Below are 16,611 nucleotides of genomic sequence, written 5' to 3' on the forward strand. Positions count from 1 at the left end.
CCGCCGGAGGACTTGCAAAGCTTACAATACGCGAGTCGGCTGGTGCCGCTAAACAAAATAGTGCGGCGCACAACTTACGTATTAGATTTTTCTTAAGGAAACGACACTCAGGCAGGTATTCAGAGGTGCGAGACCATCCGGTGCAGCTGGGCGGCGATCTTGGCGGCATCGTAGGGCTTGCTGTAGAACACGCTGCGGGCCGGCATATCGTCCTTGCCGAGCTTCACATGGCCAGACACGATGATGATCTCGATCGGCGGCCAGCGGTCGCGCACCATGGCGGCCAGCCGCATTCCGTTCATGCTGCCCGGCATATCGATGTCGGTAAAGACGATGCGGATATCCTTACGGTCCTGGAGAATTTCGACTGCCTGATCGGCACTTCGAGCCTCGACGGCTTCGAAACCGGCTTCTTCTACGAGGTCCGTCGCCATCATCAAGAGCAGCGGTTCGTCCTCAACTACGAGTACGACGTGCCTTGAAGGCGGGGTAAGTGATCCCATTCAGATATCTGCCTGCTGGAGCTGAGGGAGAGACGCGTGCATCTGGGCGACGAAGCCCGATGGTTCATAACGAACGTTAACGCCGCCTGTTCCGGCCAGTCCCATACGAATAAGTTTCGATCCAAACCCATTGGCCTGCGGTTCGGCAACCTGGGGCCCGCCGCTTTCCTGCCAGCTGAAGTTGAACGACGAAAGATCGCCCTCGCCTTCCACGTGCCAGTTAATGGCAACGCGGCCTGTCGTGTTAGAGAGACTGCCATACTTGATCGCGTTGGTGGCGAGCTCGTGCAGCACGAGCGACAGCGACAGCGTACCCTTGGGTCCAAGCATGATCGGGTCGCCGACAATGTCGATCCGCTCGCGCACGGAAAGACGGTCAAGCGTCTTTTCAACGACGTTGGAAACGGGGGCACTACTCCAGTTGCGCTCGAGAAGGATTTCGTGCGCGGTGCTCAGCGCATGCAGGCGACGCTCGAAAGCATCCACGTGGTTGCGTTCCTTAACCGGACGCAGGGTCTGGGAGGCGATGGCCTGCACCATGGCAAGCGTGTTTTTCAGACGGTGCCCGAGCTCACGCTGCAGGACCATCTGTTCGGCCTCGGCATGCACGCGGGCAATCGCGGCCTGGATGCGATCGCCAAAGCTGCGCAGGAAGGCCAGTTCTTCGGTGCTCCACGCATAGGGATGCGTGTGATGGGCGAACACGACCAGATTGAAACGCCCCTGATCCATGATCGGCACATTGACGAGGACGCGGATATCGAGATCCAGCAGTGCCTGCGCATTGTCGCGGGTTCTCGGGTCCTGCGTGACATCGGGGATGACGACGGGGTTGCCAAGCCTCAGATCGTTGATGAACGAGCCGTAATCGCGGAAGTGATGCCGGCCGGAAAGAGACACGACACCGGGCGCCGTCCATTCCGGCTGCATCAGCACCGTCTCGTCAGCAAGGTTGACGATGCCGAAACCGGCGCGGGTGGCATCCAATGCCTTGGCCATCAGGTCGGCCGCCGCCATCGCCATGGACTCTGTGTCGGTCAGATGATTGAGACGGTCGCCGAGATCGAGCAGAGCCTGGACGCGGGCGGCCGCCCGCTTGATGACTGTGACGTCCTTCACCGCACCGATCATCTTGATCGGCCGTCCGCTCTCGTCGTGAACGAAACTGGCGGTGCGCGAAATCCAGCGGATTCCGACATCCGTGTTGATGCGATACTCGACGTCGAGCGAATCCGTGGCCTCCCGACGGCCGAGGTCGCTCGACTGCAAGCCCCGGTCGCTCTCCACGACCATTCCCTCAAACAGGGAGGACGGATAGATTGGTGCGACGGGCAGATGGAAGATGCGGCAAAAGGCCGGCGACGTCTTGGCCTGACCGGTCTCGATATCCACTTCGAACGTGCCGACGCCGCCAGCCTCCTGGGCCGCCAGCGTCTCGTTTGCAGCGGCCCGCATATGCGATGTCAGGCTCTTCTGCCGGCGAAACAGATCGTCCTTGCGCTGCGACAGCCGGCGCGCTTCAAACAGCGCAATCACCTGGCCTGCAAGCGCGCGCAGTCCTTCGCGTTGTTCGTTGTCGAGACCGTGCGGCCGCGGCACACTGTCGATGACGCAGAGGCTGCCGATGGTGATATTGTCGGGCGTGATCAGCGGTGCGCCCGCGTAAAAGCGGATGAATGGCTCGCCGGTCACCAGCGTGTTGTCGCGCGTGCGCGGATCGTCCTTGAGATCGGGAATGATCAGAAGATCGGAACTGGCGAGCGCATGGCGGCAGACCGACTGGGAGAGCGGCGTTTCAGACGGGCTGAACCCGACACGCGCCTTGAACCACTGGCGTTCCGCATCGACAAGACTGATAAGCGCCACCGGCGCCTTGCAAAGCGCGGTGGCGATCTGGACGATCCCGTCGAACTCCGGTTCAGACGGAGAATCCATGATGTCGTAGGCTTCGAGGGCCTCGAGACGATCGAGAAGGGCGGCGTGTTCGTCGAGATCGGCGATGAGCAAGGGAAACTCTGAAAATTGCAATTGACGCTAAGATAGGGCGCAAAAATGATTTGTCACCACTGCACGGTCACTGCTGCTGCTCAACCGCGTATACCGCGGGTTGAAACAAATTGCCTAACCGATCATTCATAAGTAACAGCTAAGAAATACGCAGACAGAGACTCACATTCTGGGACATCATGGCCTTGAACGACGACGCGACGCTGCGGCAGATGGCCGGGCTGATGGAAGTTGCAGGCGTCCTGATCGCGGTGTTCGATCAGGACGACAGGCTACGTTTCGCCAATCGTGCGTTCCGGGACGCCTGGTGCCTCGACGAGAGCGAAAATCCGCTCTGGTCGGAGATGATGCGCCGCAATTTCCTGTCAGCACGCGGCACGGTCATCAAGGCGACGGATTTCGAGACATGGCTGCGCTCCACCCTTTCGCGGCGCGGCAAGACCGGCTTTCGCGCCTACGAAACCGACCTTCACGACGGCCGCTGGCTCTGGATGACGGAAACCATGCAGCCGAACGGCTGGATGCTGTGCGTTGCAAGTGACATCACCTCGATGCGCCCTGACGAAAGAACGCTCCGGCAGGACCGCGACGACGCGATCAGGGTCTCCCAGATCGACGAACTGACCGGCATTCCAAGCCGGCGGTTTGCGATGGCAAAGATCGACGATCTGTTGCGCTCGCAAGGTGGCGCGCCGTCGCAGCCGGCCGGATGCCTGGCCGTGCTCGACATCGACAATTTCAAGTATATCAACGACCGTTTCGGCCATTCGGTCGGCGATGCGGTGCTGAAGGACTTTGCCAAGACCCTGCACAGCCATGTGCGAAAGACCGACGTACTCGGCCGTGTCGGCGGCGAGGAATTCGTGCTGATCCTGCCCAATGCATCACCGGAAAACGCGCTGACGATCGTCGGCAAGATGCTGGATGCGGTGCGTCACTCGCGGCCCGTCGCGGAACAGCAGAGCTTCCGCTACACGTTTTCTGCAGGCATCGCGTCCGGCGACAGCGGCGATAGCGCCGCCGACCTCTACCGGCGCGCCGACTTGGCGCTCTACGCCGCCAAGATGCGGGGCCGCAACCAGGTCTGCCTTGATCCGGAAACACGCCTGGGACGGGTTACTGCCGCTGTCTGACAGCCTCAGGATGTCGAGTATCTGAGGACACCTGCAATCCCCGAATTTGGATCGGCACCCGTATCGGCCGGATGACGGACGCCGTCCATGACCGTCACTTCGGGGAAATCGAACGGACTGACACCTTCGATGCAGGCGACATTGATGCCGAACTGCTCCGGATTTGAGCGCCGCTGGTGATGGGTATAGATGCCGCAGGTCTTGCAGAAATAGTGTTTCGCAGTCCCCGTATTGAACTGATAGAGCGTCAGGCTGTCCTCGCCTTCAAGGATGGTGAGATCGCTCAGCAGCGCGGAGGCAACGACGGCTCCCCGCATGCGGCAAAACGAGCAGTCACAGCGCCGGATCGTGTTGAACCCATCCGACAACTTGACCCGCAAGCGCACCGCACCGCAGTGGCACGAGGCATGATGGGGTTCTGCGGTTTCGCCCATGGGTAGCTCCTCGATCCTGATACGCCCGAAAGCTAGTCCGGATGGACGGGCACGGCAACCTCGCCCGCTACCCTCATTGCCATATGATCTGTATCGGAATGACGGCGGCGTCCGCCCCTCTTCCCTCGCGATCCTTTTTTGCCCAAAGTGCGCTGCAGGGGAACTGAATCGGGAACACACGGAATGTACGAATACGCGATCGCCTGGGAATGGCTGAGCTTTGCAGCGCGCTGGTTTCACGTCATCACTGCGATCGCCTGGATCGGCTCGTCCTTCTACTTCATTGCGCTTGATCTCGGGCTGGTGAAGCGGGCGCATCTTCCCGTCGGTGCCTATGGCGAGGAATGGCAGGTGCATGGCGGCGGCTTCTATCACATCCAGAAATATCTGGTGGCGCCGGCGCAGATGCCGGAACACCTGACCTGGTTCAAGTGGGAAAGCTACGCCACCTGGCTCTCCGGCTTCCTGATGCTGTGTATTGTCTATTATGGCGGCGCAGACCTGTTCCTGATCGACCGCACGGTGATGGACCTGTCATCCCTGCAGGCGATCGGCCTTTCGCTGGCGTCACTCGGTATCGGCTGGGTCATCTATGACCAGCTGTGCAAATCGCCTGTCGGCAAGAATACCTGGGCGCTGATGGGCATTCTCTATGTGGTTCTGGTCGCGATGGCCTGGGGCTACACGCAGATCTTTTCCGGCCGGGCGGCCTTCCTGCATCTCGGCGCCTTCACCGCCACGATCATGTCTGCCAACGTCTTCATGATCATCATGCCCAACCAGCGCATCGTCGTCGCCGACCTGATCGCCGGGCGCACGCCCGATCCGAAATACGGCGCGATTGCCAAGCAGCGTTCGCTGCACAACAACTACCTGACCCTGCCCGTCATCTTCTTCATGCTGTCGAACCATTATCCGCTGGCGTTTGCCACCCATTTCAACTGGGTGATCGCGGCGCTGATCTTCCTGATGGGCGTGACGATCCGGCACTGGTTCAACACCACCCATGCGCGCAAGGGCAAGCCGACCTGGACCTGGCTAGTGACGGTGCTCCTGTTCATCGCCATCATGTGGCTTTCGACCGTGCCGAAAGTGCTGACCGGCGAGACCGAGATATCGAGCGCATCGGCCATGACGCCGATCCAGCAGACATTCGCATCCGACACGCATTTCGTCGCGGCGCGCAACGTCGTTCAGGGGCGCTGTTCGATGTGCCATGCAGCAGAGCCGGTCTGGGAGGGCATCACCTTCACGCCAAAATCGGTGAAGCTGGAAACCGATGCGGAGATTGCTGCCCACGCCCGCGAGATCTATATCCAGGCCGGCCGGAGCCACGCCATGCCGCCAGGCAACGTGTCCGCCATCACCCCCGAGGAGCGCCGTCTTCTCGTTGCGTGGTATGAAAGTGCAATAGCGTCGAAATAGAGTTTTAGATGACCGATTCCCTGATCCGCGGCCGCCTCCTGTCGTTCAAGCGCGCCCCCCTCGCGATGACCGACACCGACAGCTATCTGTACGAGCACGACGGCGCCCTGCTGGTCTCCGGCGGCCGGATCACCGCAACCGGCGACTACGCGCAGGTCAAGGCGCAGGCGACGGCCGACGTCGAAGAGATCGATCACCGGCCGCACCTCATTCTGCCGGGCCTGATCGATACCCATGTGCATTTTCCGCAGATGCAGGTGATCGCGTCCTATGCCGGAAATCTGCTGGAATGGCTCAATACCTATACATTCCCCGAGGAATGCCGCTTCGTCGAGAGCGATCACGCGACGCGCATCGCCACGCATTTCTACGACGAGTTCCTGCGCCACGGCACGACGACGGCCGTTGCCTATTGCTCGGTCCACAAGACTTCCGCCGACGCGTTTTTCGCCGAGGCGATGAAGCGCAACATGTGCATGGTCGGCGGCAAGGTGATGATGGATCGCAATGCACCGCAGGGCCTGCTCGACACGGCCGAGATGGGCTATGACGAAACCAGAGCCGTGATTGCCGAATGGCATGGCAAGGGCCGCAACCACGTCGCCATCACGCCGCGCTTTGCGATCACCTCGACGCCGGGCCAGATGAAGGCGGCGGAGGCTTTGGCGCAGGAATTCCCCGACCTGTTCATCCAGACGCACCTCTCGGAAAACCACGACGAAATCAAGTATACTGCCGAGCTCTATCCGGAAGCGACGGACTATACCGATATCTATGCCCGTTACGGCCTTCTGGGGAAAAAGACGCTGCTCGGCCACGCCATCCATCTCTCCGAGCGTGAGGCAGATGCGCTGTCGGAAGCCGGCAGCATTGCCGTGCATTGCCCGACCTCCAACCTGTTCCTCGGTTCCGGCCTGTTTCCGCTGAAAGCCTTGAGGAGGCGCGAAAAGCCCGTCCGTGTTTCCGTCGCGACCGATATCGGCGGCGGTTCCAGCTATTCGATGCTGAAGACCATGGACGAGGCCTACAAGATCCAGCAACTGCTGGGCGAACGTCTTAATCCGCTCGAAAGCTACTACCTGATGACCCGCGGCAATGCCGAGGCGCTGGGCATGGAGGCCGACATCGGCACGCTCGACATCGGATCGATGGCCGACCTCGTCATCCTCGACGCCGGATCGACACCCGCAATGCGGCTTCGGATGGAAACGGTGAAGACCCTGCCCGAAGAGCTGTTCCTGCTACAGACCATGGGCGACGACCGCGCGGTGGTGGAAACCTATGTTGCGGGCAAGGCGATGAAGACGGGGCTGGGCGGCGATGAAATGCAGACTGGTGCCGCCGTGGAGGCCTGACGTCTCGAAGTAGCCGGGCTGTCGGGACAGGATACCCCATCCCTCCGGGCGCAACCGGCGAACGAAACACCAAGTCTAGAATCCAGTCGTGATGCATTTTCACTGTAATATCAGCGCTTAATTATATTTAAACTATAACTTATTACGCCTGTCTGCGACAGAATATCCCCTGGCAGCCATGAAGGCAGAGCGCAGCTGTCATGCCACACAAGTTTGCCTGACCAATCGATCAGTTTGCATGCGCTCCAGCGATCCCGGCTGGCGCCAGCAACGCTGATGGAATGGAGGCTTCTCCGCTACTCCACGAGGGGTTCTATGTCGTTTTTGAAAAATGCGAGTATTCGCACCAAAATACTGTCTGTCCTTATCCCGCTCTGCGTCGTTGGCCTGGGCGCTACAAGCTTCGTTGCAAGCCGCTACAAGGCTGCCGATACCAGCTACTCCGATTTTATTTCGACAGACACCGTTGCGGCTGTGGAAATGGCCCGCGCCAACCGCAATCTTGCGGCGACGGGCTATGCCGCCTACCAGACCCTTGCCTATCCCAGGGGCAGCGAGGGGATGACGGCTGCCACTGCTTTCTACAAGGAAAGCAAAACCAACCTGATGGTGCGTCTCGAGCATATCCGTACACTCGTGCCAACCAGAGCGGCAGACCTCGACCCGCTCGTGACCCGCGTCAAGGCAGTCCTTACGCTGACTGACGAGGCTGTTGCCCTCGGTGAAAACGACCAGGACGAAATCGCCAAGGCAGCTCTTGTGAAGGTCGATCAGCAGGTTCTGCCGCTGGCGAAGGACCTCGCGGCATTCCTCGAGCGGCTGAGCGCAGATGTGAATACCAAGAGCAACGCGATCACCGACGAAACGAACTCGACGATCTTCAACGCACTGCTTGTTCTCGCAGTCGTGTTTTCGGCCGGTATCGTCGGAGCGCTCCTCGTCTCCGCCAAGGGCATCACCAAGCCGATTGCCAACCTGCGCGAACGCATGGCGTCGTTGGCACGGGGTGAAACAGAGGCACCGATCGAAGGTCAGGATCGCCGCGACGAGCTTGGCGCCATGGCGGCAGCCGTTGCCGTGTTCCGCGACAACGCGCTGGAGCGCATCCGTCTCGAACGCGAAGCCGATGCCAACCGCAGCCTGTCCGATCGCGAACGCATCGAACGCGACGCGCAGAAGGCAAAGGACGCAGCTGACACACAGTTCGCGGTGGACCAGCTTGCCGGCGGACTGGCAAAGCTTGCGCAGGGTGATGTCGCCTACCGCCTCGACACGCCGTTCGTCGCGCATCTTGATGCGCTGCGCAACAACTTCAACGATTCGGTTGCCAACCTTCAGGAAACCCTGCAGGCCGTCGGCAACAACGCTCGCGGCATCGACGGCGGCGCCAATGAGATCCGTGCGGCCGCCGATGATTTGTCCAAGCGCACCGAACAGCAGGCTGCATCGGTCGAAGAAACCGCAGCCGCCTTGGAGCAGATCACCACCACGGTGAAGGATTCCAGCAAGCGCGCCGAAGAAGTCGGCAACCTCGTCACCAAGGCCCGTGCCGGTGCCGAGCGTTCCGGCGCAGTCGTGCGCGATGCGGTCACCGCCATGCAGGGGATCGAAAAGTCCTCGGGCGAGATCTCCAGCATCATCGGCGTCATCGACGAAATCGCCTTCCAGACCAACCTTCTCGCCCTGAACGCCGGTGTCGAAGCCGCGCGTGCCGGTGAAGCGGGCAAGGGTTTCGCCGTCGTCGCACAGGAAGTCCGCGAACTCGCACAGCGGTCTGCCAAGGCCGCCAAGGAGATCAAGGAACTGATCACCGCATCAAGCGAGCATGTCCGCTCCGGCGTCCACCTCGTCGGCGAGACCGGCAAGGCGCTGGAAGTCATCGTCGCCGAAGTTCAGGAGATCAACCGCCACGTCAACGCGATCGTCGACTCCGCGCGCGAACAGGCGGTCGGACTGCAGGAGATCAACACGGCGGTCAACACGATGGACCAGGGCACCCAGCAGAACGCCGCCATGGTGGAAGAATCGACTGCGGCCAGCCACTCGCTTGCCAAGGAAGCAGCCTCGCTGAACGACCTCCTGTCGCGCTTCAACCTCGGCCAGAGCGAAAACCGCTCCGCATCGAACGGTCGTCGCGGCCATGCTCCGTCGGCTCCGATGGCCGTATCGCCGGCCTCGCGCCAGACACCATCGCCGGCACGAGCGCTCGGCAACCGCATCGCTTCAGCCTTCGGCGGCGGTTCGTCATCGGCCGCGGCACAGGCCCAGTCCTGGGAAGAATTCTGAGGCTCAGCCACAAAACCCGGCCACAGATTGAGTAGACTACGACGGGCGGCCTTGGCCGCCCGTTTTCCGTTGCGGCGCGGCACCTGCGGTGAGGTTGAGAAAACTGCTCCCCCAAACCGACGTTTCCGCTGGCAAGGTCGCCCGGATATGGTAGTTGTCGGACAACCATCGAGGAGGAAGTTTTGCGCATGTCCAAGCCGCTGACCATTGCCGATCTGAAGACCATGGCTCGCCGTCGTGTGCCCAAGATGTTCTTCGATTATGCCGATAGTGGCGCCTGGACCGAAGGCACCTACCGTGCCAACGAGGATGACTTTTCCAAGATCAAGCTGCGCCAGCGGGTGCTGGTCGACATGACCAACCGATCGCTGGCGACGACGATGGTGGGACAGGCGGCGGCCATGCCCGTGGCGCTCGCACCGACCGGAATGACCGGCATGCAGCACGCCGATGGCGAAATGCTGGCAGCGCAGGCGGCCGAAGAATTCGGCGTTCCCTTCACGCTGTCGACGATGAGCATCTGCTCGATCGAGGATGTGCGCTCGGTCACCACCAAGCCGTTCTGGTTCCAGCTCTACGTGCTCAAGGACCGCGGCTTTATCGAACGGCTGATCGGCCGCGCCAAGCAGGCCGGCTGCTCGGCGCTGGTCGTCACCGCCGATCTGCAGATCCTCGGCCAGCGCCACAAGGACATCAGAAACGGCCTGTCGGCGCCGCCGAAGTGGACGCTCAACAGCGCGCTGCAACTGGCGACCAGGCCGCAATGGTGCCTGGAAATGCTGCGCACCAAGCGTCGCGGTTTTGGCAATATCGTCGGACATGCGAGCAACGTTTCGGACCTGTCGTCGCTTGGTGCCTGGACGGCGGAACAGTTCGACCCGCGCCTCTCCTGGGACGATATCCGCTGGATCAAGGACCTGTGGGGCGGCAAGCTGATCATCAAGGGCATTCTCGACGAGGAAGACGCGCGGGCCGCCGCCGACACCGGCGCCGATGCGATCATTGTCTCCAACCACGGCGGCCGCCAGCTGGATGGCGCCCCCTCCTCGATCAGCATGCTGCCGAAGATCGTCGAAGCCGTCGGTGACCGTATCGAGGTGCATTTCGACGGCGGTATCCGCTCCGGTCAGGATGTGCTGAAAGCCGTGGCGCTGGGGGCCAAGGGCACCTATATCGGCCGCCCCTTCCTCTATGGCCTCGGCGCGATGGGAAAGCCGGGCGTGACTTCAGCGCTCGACATCATCCGCAAGGAAATGGACATCTCGATGGCCTTGTGCGGAAAGCGCGATATCGAAACCTGCGGCCGCGACATCATTGCCGACGTGAGGCTCTGATTTCTTCTTCTGAGCCTAGGCCCACAGTCTGCCGCAGGGCCAGGCCTGGGACGACCGGGTCGATGCCTGGGCAATCCGTGCCGCGAGCATGTCGAGCATTTTCGGCAGGTCATAGGGTTTGGGAATGAACGCGCAGCCGGGTTGAAGCTCGGCTTCGCACAGGACATGACCGCCTGACGTGACGATGACGGCGGTATCCCGGTAGCAGCTGCAGATCAGCTTCATCAGGTCGAAACCGTCGAGGGCGCCGGGCATGTCGATATCGGTAATGACCGCGTCAACGGATCGGGACTGCCCAAGGACGGCCACCGCCTCGAGCACGTTCGATGCCTCGAGAACCGTATAGCCGGCATCCTCCAAAGTGTCTGCCAGATGCAGCCGGATTAGGGGCTCATCTTCTACGACAAGCACGGTACGCTGATACAAAGCCATGTTCGCCTCCGATGTAGTTCGCTCCCTCAACGCCTGCCATCTGATTTCGATGTGTCCCGTCCGTCAGTCTTTGCTAACAATATTAATAAAATGCGAACAATCGCATATTCGCCGCGTCTGCCGGTGGAACCGCGCCCCGTTCCTGCCCGTTCGAAGCCTTGGAGGATGGCCCTAACAGCATCGCTTACAAGGAGAATTTCATGCAGCGCTTCAGCGAAAAAGTCGTCATCGTCACGGGCGCGGGATCGGGCATCGGCAAGGCGACCGCAGAACGGTTTCTGGATGAGGGCGCCTTCGTCGTGATCGCCGGCCGCACCCCCGAAAAGCTCGAGGCGGTTGCAGCGCCCTACCCCGAGGACCGCGTTCTCGTGCAGGCCTGCGACATGGCGGACGAGGACCAGGTGAACGATCTGGTCGAGGCCGCGGTCAAGACGTTCGGTCGCGTGGACACTCTCGTCAACAATGCAGGTGTAGCGGTGCAGGGCGATGTGTCATCGCTGTCGACCAGCGACTGGCGCAAGGTGATGGCGACCGATCTCGACGGCGTGTTCTTCGCAAGCCGCGCGGCAATCCCGCATTTGAAGACGACCAGAGGCTCGATCGTCAACGTCGCGTCTGTTTCCGGCACCGGTGGCGACTGGGGCATGGCGGCCTACAATGCCGCCAAGGGTGGTGTCGTCAATCTCACCCGGGCGATGGCGCTGGATCACGGCAAGGACGGCATCCGCGTCAACGCGGTCTGCCCGAGCCTGACCCGCAGCGGCATGACGGACAGCATCATGGACAACCAGGAACGGCTGGCCCAGTTCAACGCGCGCTTTGCGCTGGAAGGTCCCTGCGAGCCGGCCGATGTCGCCGCTGTGATCGCGTTTCTGGCGAGCGACGATGCGCGCTTCGTGACGGGCGTCAACCTGCCGGTCGATGGCGGGATCTCTGCGTCCAACGGCCAGCCTTCGAAGTAAGGTGGAGGCCCGGCGAAAAGCGGCTGAGGCTCAGGAGCACCAGCCGGACGTGCCGGCGCCCGGGCGCTTCGCCAGTCCCTCTTTGACGAGGATATCGGCAAGCGAGCGGCCGTTGCGGGTGACTTCGCGCAACTGGTGACCGTCCACCGCCGCATCATTGCCGCGCCAGCTCATCAGGTCGAACGGACCGGAATCGAGGAACGCGCGGACCCGCAGCTTGGCATCGCTTGCCTTGATCCGCTCGGCCTCGCACCGGGGCTTTGCGATATTGGGGACTTCGACGCCGACCAGCCGGATCTTCTGACCATGGAGGACGAAGCGGTCGGCGGACACGACGCAGTCGTCCTGCTTGGCGGTGCCGCAGAGAAAGAACTTTGCCTCATAGGCACCGGCAAGCTTTTCGCCCAGTCTCGGCGCCCCCGGCTGAGCAGCCGACTGTGCGGCAACCGCGTCCAGCCCCGGCTTGCCGATCGGCGCCGGCGGAATGATCGCGGCCGTCTGGCTCTGGTCTATCGCAGCCGCCGGCCGCGGCGTGACCGGGCGATGCAGGGGCGCAGCGGCGACGACCGGTTTCGGCGGCACCGGATGATCGTCGCGCTGGGAGGGCCGTGCCGCCGTTTGAACCGGCTTCGTGGTGGTGAGACCGGTCACGAACCGTCGCGCGGCAGTCGAATGATCATAAAGCGCGATCGAGCCGCCGACCACGACAAGGGCAGCCCCCCAGAGCCAGAGCGAACCGCCCGAACGCGAGGAAGAGCGTTTGGTCCCGGCGCTGCGCTTGCGCTTAGCAGCCGGTTTTGCGCGTGATTGAGCCATCGAATCATCCCCTGTCTCGTCGCAGGGGAGTATCTGGAAGAAGCCTTGCGGAATGGTTTCCGTCGGAATTTTTGCAGTGGATGAAGACTGGAGGGGGAGCCGGCCGCCCCTCACACCCTGCCGGTCGCGAGTGCGCTTGCCCAGTCGGGACGGTCGTTTTTCGCGGCAAGCCGCGACATTGCCATGTGGTCGTAGGCAGCGGTGCGCAGTGTGGGCGTCCAGCCTTTGTCGGTCTTTTCGATCACCGCGTAGGACGCCAGAGCATGGCCGGTTTCGACCTTGTGATAGACGGGGGCATCGTCGTCATAGGCGGGCTGGCCGACGCTGCCGGGATTGACGATCAGCCGGCCATCGGAAAGCTGAACGATCCGGGCGACATGGCTGTGACCGCAGAGGATCAGCGATTGCGCGATGCCTTCGGCCAGCGCTTCGATCTCGGCTTGCGGCCGCAGCGTCACGTGGCTGTCAGCCGACACCGTTTCGAGCCAGTAGAGATTGTCGTTCTCCGGGGTCGCGTGGCACAGGTAAACGTCGTCGCGCCAGACCTTGGTGAATGGCAGTTTGCGCAGCCATTCGAAATGCCGCGGTGCCAGCTGCCCGTGCGCGTGCCGATCCGAGGCCGCCAAGGCGTCGGGTGGCGTTTCCAGGAGGTAGCGATCGTGGTTGCCGCGCACGGTCTGCGCTGCGGCCTCATCGAGAAGCAGCAGCAGGTCACCGGTCCTGTCAGCCTCCAGTGGGCCGCTGAAACAATCGCCGAGATTGACGATGTCGCGGATGCCGAGGTCTGCGATGTCGTCGAGCACCGCCTGCAGTGCGGCGCAGTTTCCGTGGATATCGGCGATCGCTGCAAAGCGCATCAGCTTCCCCTGTAGGTGGAATAGCCATAGGGCGAGATCAGCAGCGGCACATGATAATGCGCCGAGACATCGGAAATGCCGAAGCGGATCGGGATGACGTCGAGAAAGGCCGGCTCGGTGAGCGCGACGCCGCGGGCACGCAGGTAGTCGCCCGCATGGAAGACAAGCTCGAAGATGCCGGTGACGAAGGTGTCGCCGGAGAGGATCGGTCCGCCATCAATGCGGCCATCGGCATTGGTCGTGACCGTCATGAGTTTTTCGCGGGCGTCGCCGTCGATCCGGTAGAGGTCGATGACGAGCCCGGAGGCAGGCGCACCGCTCGCGGTATCGAGCACATGGGTGGTGAGGCCGGTCATAGGCTGGGCTCCGTGATGCGATAGGGTTTGTCGAAGAAGAATTCCTCGAGGTTTGCCGCCGTGTTGTCGCGATCGACGACGAGAAAATCGCTGACCTCGCCGAGTGCCATCAGCGGATGATGCCAGGTATTGGCGAAATAGTTCACGCCCTGATGCGGCTGCGCCAAAAAGATTTTCGGACGCCCCGGCCGGCCGTCCTCGTCGTCGGAGACGCCCACCAGAAACGGCCGCCCCGACAGCGGCATGAAACTCTGGCTGCCGAACGGATGTCGCTCCATCATCCCGACCTCGTGCGGGAAACTCCGCGGCTGGCTGCGAAAAATGTTGAAGATCAGCCGCTCCGGGGCCCCGACTACGACCGGTGAGGCCAGCCCATGGTAGCGCTCCGTCGTGCCGTTGTTGATCAGCCGCATCGTCGCCGGATCGGCCTCGATCACGTCGCCATAGGCTGCGAATGCTGCTTTGGTGAGCGGGAGGATGTGGAGGGTTTCGGGGTCGGTCATATCATTCGCCTTGGGCATGGAAGTTGCGCAGAGAGTGGAGTTGGTCGAGAAGGTCGGGAATGGATGTCTGAACCGTATCCCACAGAGTTTCCACATTGATGCTGCGATAGCCGTGCGCGATGCGGTTTCTCATTCCGCGGATCTTGATCCACGGGATATCCGGATGGTCGGCCACGAATTCGGGAAACTCCTTGGCAAGCTGCATGGAGGCTTCGCCGATCATCAGCAGGTTCATCCCGATGCCCCGCTGCGCGAGAATATTGCCGGCGAAGTCCTCATAGGTCATGCCTGCGACAAACGTCCGGATCTCCTGCCCGATCTCAAGCATTTCATCGATGTAGGTCTGGAGCCGCTCGATGCTCATACCGGCTTGGCTTCCCGCAGTATCCGCTCGCGCAGGCGCTCGGGAAGATCCCCCGGTGTGAGAAGGTCGACATCGGTACCCGACATCATCTCCTTCAGCTCTTCTAGCAATCCGCCGAGATCGAACAGCGTCGTGCCGGGCAGTGCATCGACGAGAATATCGATATCGCTGTCCGGACCGTCCTCACCCCGCGCCACCGAACCGAAGACGCGCGGGTTCGCCGCATTGAAGCGTTTCGTCGCTTCGCGGATAGCCACACGGTTTTTCTCCAGCACTTCCGACGGTCTCATGAGGGCGAGAACTCCTGTTGCGGTCACTATAGGCGAAGGACAGGCAAGGGAAAAGCAAACCCCTCACGTCTCCGGCAAAAGCGCCAGCAGCCGCAGATGCGCGATCCTTTCCACCTGGGCGCAGGCGGTCTTGAACTCCTGGTCCGCATCGTTGCCGACGCGGGTCTCGAAGGCGGCGAGGATGTCGTCCCGTGTCAGGCCCTTGACGGCGATGATGAAGGGGAAGCCGAATTTTGCGACATAGGCGGCGTTGAGTTCGGTGAAGCGTGCGTGCTCATCTGGGCTCAGACGATCGAGACCGGCGCCGGCCTGTTCGCTTTTGCTCTCTTCAGTCAATCCGCCGGCGATGGCGAGCTTGCCGGCAAGGTCCGGATGGGCGTTGAGGATGCCGAGCTTCTCCTGCGGGTCCGCGGCGCGAAAAACCGCCACCATCGCCTCATGCACGCCCTTGGCGGTCAGCGGCACGAAGATCATGCCGCCGTCATAGGCGCGCTCGGCGATAAAGGGCGAATGTTCGAACACACCACCGAAGGTCGCGACGAAATCGTTGCGGGCGGTCATCGTGCAGCCACCGTGCTGGTCATCGACGCATCTGAGGGCTTGTGATGGGCGTGCCAGTGGCGGGCGATCTCGATGCGTTGCGGCAGCCAGACCTTGTCGTGGGAGAGCACGTATTCCATGAACCGGCGCAGCGCAGCAACGCGACCCGGACGCCCGACGAGGCGGCAATGCAGGCCGACCGACAGCATCTTTGCCGCCCCCTCCTCGCCTTCCCGGTAAAGTGTGTCAAACGCATCCTTTAGATAGGTGAAGAACTGATCGCCGGTGTTGAAACCCTGCGGCGTGGCAAAGCGCATGTCGTTGGTTTCCAGCGTATAGGGGATGATCAGGAACGGCTTGCCATCCAACCCGGGAACCCAATAGGGCAGATCGTCGGCGTAGCTGTCGGACGAATAGAGGAAACCGCCCTCTTCCATGACGAGCTTCAGCGTGTTGTCGGATGGCTTGCCCTGATACATGCCGTAAGGACGCTCGCCGGTAAGCTCCGTATGCAGGCGCACCGCCTCAAGAATGTGTTCGCGTTCCCGCGCTTCGTCGAAATCCTTGTATTCCAGCCAGCGGTAACCGTGGCTGGCGATCTCCCAACCGGCTTCCTTCATGGCAGCGACAGCTTCGGGATTACGGGCCATGGCAAGCGTCACGCCATAGACGGTGGTCTGCACATTGAGTTCGGTAAACAGCCGGTGCAGCCGCCAGAAACCGGCGCGAGAACCGTATTCGTAGATCGATTCCATGTTGAGATTGCGCTGGCCCGGCCAGGCGGCGGCGCCGACGATCTCCGACAGCAAGTTTTCAGACGCCGGATCATCATCCAGGATCGAGCTTTCGCCGCCCTCTTCGTAGTTGATCACGAACTGCACGGCGATATTGGCGCCGCCGGGCCATTTCGGATCAGGCGTATGGCGGCCATAGCCGACGAGGTCGCGGGGATAGTCTTTTATGGTTATGGGCATGGTCCACCTCGATTATCTCTTGTGGAAGGTAGCCCAGCCT

Annotated in this window: 18 protein-coding genes; 6 read left to right on the plus strand and 12 right to left on the minus strand. The window is 61.7% G+C overall.

Annotation, left to right across the window (positions count from 1 at the left end; all coding sequences use genetic code 11):
* Positions 1-119: 119 nt before the first annotated feature.
* Positions 120-503, minus strand: coding sequence for a response regulator (locus ACQY1P_RS16725; protein ID WP_192086208.1), 384 nt, complete (start codon positions 501-503; stop codon positions 120-122).
* Positions 504-2,510 (minus strand): GAF domain-containing protein, encoded by a 2,007-nt coding sequence (locus tag ACQY1P_RS16730; RefSeq protein ID WP_062582790.1) that lies wholly within the window; start codon positions 2,508-2,510, stop codon positions 504-506.
* Between the two features lie 179 nt (positions 2,511-2,689).
* Here ACQY1P_RS16730 and ACQY1P_RS16735 point away from each other — a divergent pair, with 179 nt between their 5' ends.
* Positions 2,690-3,643: a diguanylate cyclase gene (locus ACQY1P_RS16735; RefSeq protein ID WP_430254489.1), complete on the plus strand. Its 954-nt coding sequence runs from the start codon at positions 2,690-2,692 to the stop codon at positions 3,641-3,643.
* Positions 3,644-3,648: 5 nt separating this feature from the next.
* Here ACQY1P_RS16735 and ACQY1P_RS16740 read toward each other — a convergent pair whose 3' ends face one another.
* Complete coding sequence (locus ACQY1P_RS16740) at positions 3,649-4,077, minus strand: GFA family protein (protein ID WP_430254491.1); 429 nt, start codon at positions 4,075-4,077, stop codon at positions 3,649-3,651.
* Between the two features lie 183 nt (positions 4,078-4,260).
* Between ACQY1P_RS16740 and puuD the strand changes: the two genes are divergently transcribed.
* From puuD to ACQY1P_RS16760, 4 genes are all read left to right on the plus strand, one after another.
* A complete protein-coding gene (gene puuD / locus ACQY1P_RS16745; protein WP_430254493.1) occupies positions 4,261-5,502 on the plus strand; it encodes a urate hydroxylase PuuD in 1,242 nt (413 codons plus the stop codon).
* A gap of 8 nt (positions 5,503-5,510) precedes the next feature.
* Positions 5,511-6,857 carry a guanine deaminase gene (guaD, locus tag ACQY1P_RS16750; RefSeq protein ID WP_430254495.1) on the plus strand — a complete coding sequence of 449 codons (1,347 nt, stop codon included), beginning with the start codon at positions 5,511-5,513 and terminating at the stop codon, positions 6,855-6,857.
* A 315-nt stretch (positions 6,858-7,172) separates the two neighbouring features.
* Entirely contained in the window at positions 7,173-9,143 is a 1,971-nt protein-coding gene (locus ACQY1P_RS16755) for a methyl-accepting chemotaxis protein (RefSeq protein ID WP_192086205.1), read from the plus strand.
* A 188-nt stretch (positions 9,144-9,331) separates the two neighbouring features.
* Positions 9,332-10,477 (plus strand): alpha-hydroxy acid oxidase, encoded by a 1,146-nt coding sequence (locus ACQY1P_RS16760; RefSeq protein WP_430254497.1) that lies wholly within the window; start codon positions 9,332-9,334, stop codon positions 10,475-10,477.
* 15 nt (positions 10,478-10,492) lie between these two features.
* On the opposite strand, the gene ACQY1P_RS16765 is transcribed toward ACQY1P_RS16760, so the two are convergent.
* On the minus strand, positions 10,493-10,909 hold the full coding sequence (locus ACQY1P_RS16765) for a response regulator (RefSeq protein WP_249406410.1): 417 nt from the start codon (positions 10,907-10,909) through the stop codon (positions 10,493-10,495).
* A gap of 200 nt (positions 10,910-11,109) precedes the next feature.
* Here ACQY1P_RS16765 and ACQY1P_RS16770 point away from each other — a divergent pair, with 200 nt between their 5' ends.
* Positions 11,110-11,871 carry an SDR family NAD(P)-dependent oxidoreductase gene (locus ACQY1P_RS16770; RefSeq protein ID WP_062455476.1) on the plus strand — a complete coding sequence of 254 codons (762 nt, stop codon included), beginning with the start codon at positions 11,110-11,112 and terminating at the stop codon, positions 11,869-11,871.
* 30 nt (positions 11,872-11,901) lie between these two features.
* On the opposite strand, the gene ACQY1P_RS16775 is transcribed toward ACQY1P_RS16770, so the two are convergent.
* The 8 genes from ACQY1P_RS16775 to puuE all read right to left on the minus strand — a co-directional run bounded on the left by ACQY1P_RS16775 (position 11,902) and on the right by puuE (position 16,571).
* On the minus strand, positions 11,902-12,687 hold the full coding sequence (locus tag ACQY1P_RS16775; RefSeq protein ID WP_430254500.1) for a hypothetical protein: 786 nt from the start codon (positions 12,685-12,687) through the stop codon (positions 11,902-11,904).
* A 110-nt stretch (positions 12,688-12,797) separates the two neighbouring features.
* Positions 12,798-13,544: a metallophosphoesterase family protein gene (locus tag ACQY1P_RS16780; RefSeq protein ID WP_430254502.1), complete on the minus strand. Its 747-nt coding sequence runs from the start codon at positions 13,542-13,544 to the stop codon at positions 12,798-12,800.
* The gene (uraH, locus tag ACQY1P_RS16785; RefSeq protein WP_062582770.1) at positions 13,544-13,900 is read right to left on the minus strand and encodes a hydroxyisourate hydrolase; all 357 of its coding nucleotides are present in this window, start codon (positions 13,898-13,900) and stop codon (positions 13,544-13,546) included. The genes ACQY1P_RS16780 and uraH overlap by 1 nt, the downstream gene beginning before the upstream one ends.
* Positions 13,897-14,403, minus strand: a complete 507-nt coding sequence (locus ACQY1P_RS16790) for an ureidoglycolate lyase (protein ID WP_430254505.1) — start codon at positions 14,401-14,403, stop codon at positions 13,897-13,899. The genes uraH and ACQY1P_RS16790 overlap by 4 nt, the downstream gene beginning before the upstream one ends.
* Position 14,404: 1 nt before the next feature.
* The gene (locus ACQY1P_RS16795) at positions 14,405-14,767 is read right to left on the minus strand and encodes a HepT-like ribonuclease domain-containing protein (protein WP_192077407.1); all 363 of its coding nucleotides are present in this window, start codon (positions 14,765-14,767) and stop codon (positions 14,405-14,407) included.
* Positions 14,764-15,057 carry a nucleotidyltransferase family protein gene (locus ACQY1P_RS16800; RefSeq protein WP_430254507.1) on the minus strand — a complete coding sequence of 98 codons (294 nt, stop codon included), beginning with the start codon at positions 15,055-15,057 and terminating at the stop codon, positions 14,764-14,766. The genes ACQY1P_RS16795 and ACQY1P_RS16800 overlap by 4 nt, the downstream gene beginning before the upstream one ends.
* A 63-nt stretch (positions 15,058-15,120) precedes the next feature.
* Positions 15,121-15,618 (minus strand): 2-oxo-4-hydroxy-4-carboxy-5-ureidoimidazoline decarboxylase, encoded by a 498-nt coding sequence (uraD, locus tag ACQY1P_RS16805; RefSeq protein ID WP_113166794.1) that lies wholly within the window; start codon positions 15,616-15,618, stop codon positions 15,121-15,123.
* Positions 15,615-16,571, minus strand: a complete 957-nt coding sequence (gene puuE, locus ACQY1P_RS16810; protein ID WP_430254509.1) for an allantoinase PuuE — start codon at positions 16,569-16,571, stop codon at positions 15,615-15,617. The genes uraD and puuE overlap by 4 nt, the downstream gene beginning before the upstream one ends.
* Between the last annotated feature and the right edge of the window lie 40 nt (positions 16,572-16,611).

The organism is Neorhizobium sp. DAR64872/K0K18 (genome assembly GCF_050500175.1).
GTDB lineage: Bacteria > Pseudomonadota > Alphaproteobacteria > Rhizobiales > Rhizobiaceae > Neorhizobium > Neorhizobium soli.

Excerpts from the sequence above, each read along its gene's own strand:
- ACQY1P_RS16725 (WP_192086208.1), bottom strand. The coding sequence starts at position 503 with ATGGGATCACTTACCCCGCCTTCAAGGCACGTCGTACTCGTAGTTGAG.
- ACQY1P_RS16735 (WP_430254489.1), top strand. The coding sequence starts at position 2,690 with ATGGCCTTGAACGACGACGCGACGCTGCGGCAGATGGCCGGGCTGATG.
- ACQY1P_RS16740 (WP_430254491.1), bottom strand. The coding sequence starts at position 4,077 with ATGGGCGAAACCGCAGAACCCCATCATGCCTCGTGCCACTGCGGTGCG.
- puuD (WP_430254493.1), top strand. The coding sequence starts at position 4,261 with ATGTACGAATACGCGATCGCCTGGGAATGGCTGAGCTTTGCAGCGCGC.
- guaD (WP_430254495.1), top strand. The coding sequence starts at position 5,511 with ATGACCGATTCCCTGATCCGCGGCCGCCTCCTGTCGTTCAAGCGCGCC.
- ACQY1P_RS16755 (WP_192086205.1), top strand. The coding sequence starts at position 7,173 with ATGTCGTTTTTGAAAAATGCGAGTATTCGCACCAAAATACTGTCTGTC.
- ACQY1P_RS16760 (WP_430254497.1), top strand. The coding sequence starts at position 9,332 with ATGTCCAAGCCGCTGACCATTGCCGATCTGAAGACCATGGCTCGCCGT.
- ACQY1P_RS16765 (WP_249406410.1), bottom strand. The coding sequence starts at position 10,909 with ATGGCTTTGTATCAGCGTACCGTGCTTGTCGTAGAAGATGAGCCCCTA.
- ACQY1P_RS16770 (WP_062455476.1), top strand. The coding sequence starts at position 11,110 with ATGCAGCGCTTCAGCGAAAAAGTCGTCATCGTCACGGGCGCGGGATCG.
- ACQY1P_RS16775 (WP_430254500.1), bottom strand. The coding sequence starts at position 12,687 with ATGGCTCAATCACGCGCAAAACCGGCTGCTAAGCGCAAGCGCAGCGCC.
- ACQY1P_RS16780 (WP_430254502.1), bottom strand. The coding sequence starts at position 13,544 with ATGCGCTTTGCAGCGATCGCCGATATCCACGGAAACTGCGCCGCACTG.
- uraH (WP_062582770.1), bottom strand. The coding sequence starts at position 13,900 with ATGACCGGCCTCACCACCCATGTGCTCGATACCGCGAGCGGTGCGCCT.
- ACQY1P_RS16790 (WP_430254505.1), bottom strand. The coding sequence starts at position 14,403 with ATGACCGACCCCGAAACCCTCCACATCCTCCCGCTCACCAAAGCAGCA.
- ACQY1P_RS16795 (WP_192077407.1), bottom strand. The coding sequence starts at position 14,767 with ATGAGCATCGAGCGGCTCCAGACCTACATCGATGAAATGCTTGAGATC.
- ACQY1P_RS16800 (WP_430254507.1), bottom strand. The coding sequence starts at position 15,057 with ATGAGACCGTCGGAAGTGCTGGAGAAAAACCGTGTGGCTATCCGCGAA.
- uraD (WP_113166794.1), bottom strand. The coding sequence starts at position 15,618 with ATGACCGCCCGCAACGATTTCGTCGCGACCTTCGGTGGTGTGTTCGAA.
- puuE (WP_430254509.1), bottom strand. The coding sequence starts at position 16,571 with ATGCCCATAACCATAAAAGACTATCCCCGCGACCTCGTCGGCTATGGC.